The following is a 1,886-nucleotide window of genomic DNA, read 5'->3' as shown; positions in this document are numbered from 1 at the left end:
TCTTGGCTGTGGGCTGCGTCTTCTGGTTGTAGATCTCCTTGCCGTCCGCGTTGTAGGCGTGGATGTAGGGGGACGGGGGGAAGGAGTTCGCGTCGCCCGTCCTCAAGCCCCCTGCCGGGGCGGGCGGGTCGAACCTGCCGGCGGCCGGAAGCGGGCGGGTCAGGCCTGCCAGCGGCCGGGGCGCCAGGCGCGGCGGCGGCCGGCCGTGCAGACCAGTGCGGTGCCGGTGATCAGGGCCACGGCGGTGAGGACGGCGCCCGCCGTCACGATCGCCTCGCGGCCGGCCGGGTCCGGGGGCGGCGGCTGGAGTGCGGCCGCGGTCGGGGCCGGGCGGGTGGTCGGCGCGGCGGCGGGCGCCGGGGCGCCGACGGCGGCGGCCGGGTCGACCGTGCCGTAGCCGAGGCGGGGGTCCGGCAGGGCGGTGCCCGGGTGGTAGGCGGTGGCGGTCAGGCGGTCCTTCAGCTGGGCCGGGCCGAGGTCGGGGCGGTAGCCGAGGACCAGGGCGGCGGTGCCGGCCACCACGGCGGCGGCGAAGCTGGGCCCCGAGCCGGTGAAGTAGCCCTTGCCGCCGGGCCCGACGCTCATCATGGCGTCCCCCGGGGCGACCAGGTCGATCCGCCCGGCCCCGCCGGAGGCACCACCGGAGCCGCCCGAACCGCCGGAGCCGCCGGAGCCGCCCGAACCACCGAACCCGCCGGATCCGCCGGATCCGCCCGAGCCGCCGGAGTCCGAACCGCCGCTGGGCGGGGCGCCGTTCGGGGCCAGGTCGGACACCGTGAGCACCTCCGCAGGGGCCTGGGCGGCGGCCGCGGAGCCGCCGCCCTGGTCGGGCGCGGCCGGGGCGACCACCAGGGCGCCCTTGCCGTCGGCGTAGCGGACCGCGCCGGCCAGGTCCTCGTTGCCCGCCGTGACGGGCAGGGCGACCGCGATCACCCGGGCGCCGCCGTCGGCCGCGTCGCGGATGCCCCTGGCCAGCAGGGCGGCGGTGGTGTTCCCGGCGTCGTCGGTCACGGCGACGGCGAGGATCCGCGCCTCGGGGGCGATGCCCGTGAAGCCGACGCCGTCGCGGTGGCGGGCGGCGATCAGCCCGGCCAGGAACGTGCCGTGGCCGACGCAGTCGCGGGTGGAGCCGCCGTCGCCGTACTCGCGCGGCCCCGGCACCAGGCGTTCGCCCAGGACGCCGGAGGCCGGGTCGACCCCGGAGCCGACGACGGCGACGGTCACCCCGGCGCCGCGGCCGAGCTGCCAGGCGGCCTCGGGGCGCAGGAAGGCCTGCGCCCAGGGCATCCGGTCGGTGTCCTTGTCGGAGGGCTTCACGCAGCCGTCCGTGCGGCCGGTGCCCCGGTTCTGCCCGATCACGGGCAGCGCCGCGTCTCCGCCGGAGGGGGTGGGACCCGGGCGGGCGGTGCCCGGCGCGGCGGGCGTGCCGGCGACGGGGACGCCCGCGACCGGGACGCCGGGCAGCGGGGCTCCGGGGGCCGGGGCGCCGGGGGCGGCGCCGGCCGGGGTGGCCGGCACCAGCAGGACACCGCAGCACAGCACGGCGGCGGCCGCCGTCGAGGCGGGCCCGACGCGGCGCGGGCGGGCGTGACCGCCCGTCACGCGCCGCTCCGCTGGAGCAGTGCGGGGATGTCCTGCGGGAGCAGCAGGCTCAGCTCCGACACGTCGCCGATGTCGAGGCGGGCGAGGCGGCCGGCCTGCCGGGTGATCATCGCTTCCAGGGTCTGGCGGGCGAAGCGGCCGTTGCCGAAGGTGCGGTCGCGCGGGACGGCTTCGCACAGCTGCGTCAGGGCGGCGAGGGTCTCGGGGGCGCAGACGTAGCCGGCCTGTTCGGCCTGCAGCCGCACGATGGTGACGAGTTCGTCGGCGCTGTAGTGGTCGAAGGC

Annotated in this window: 2 protein-coding genes; both read right to left on the bottom strand. The window is 79.3% G+C overall.

Annotated elements, in window-relative coordinates:
- Positions 1-159: 159 nt before the first annotated feature.
- The gene (locus AB0D10_RS46260) at positions 160-1,602 is read right to left on the bottom strand and encodes a S8 family serine peptidase (protein ID WP_360269123.1); all 1,443 of its coding nucleotides are present in this window, start codon (positions 1,600-1,602) and stop codon (positions 160-162) included.
- Positions 1,599-1,886, bottom strand: a 288-nt coding sequence (locus AB0D10_RS46255) for a hypothetical protein (protein ID WP_360269120.1), incomplete at its 5' end; no start/stop codon positions are given. The genes AB0D10_RS46255 and AB0D10_RS46260, both read right to left, overlap by 4 nt.

Origin of the sequence: Kitasatospora sp. NPDC048545 (genome assembly GCF_040651155.1) — a bacterium.
GTDB lineage: Bacteria > Actinomycetota > Actinomycetes > Streptomycetales > Streptomycetaceae > Kitasatospora.
Note: the sequence above shows the minus strand (reverse complement) of the source record. Positions and strands in the feature narration are given on the sequence as shown.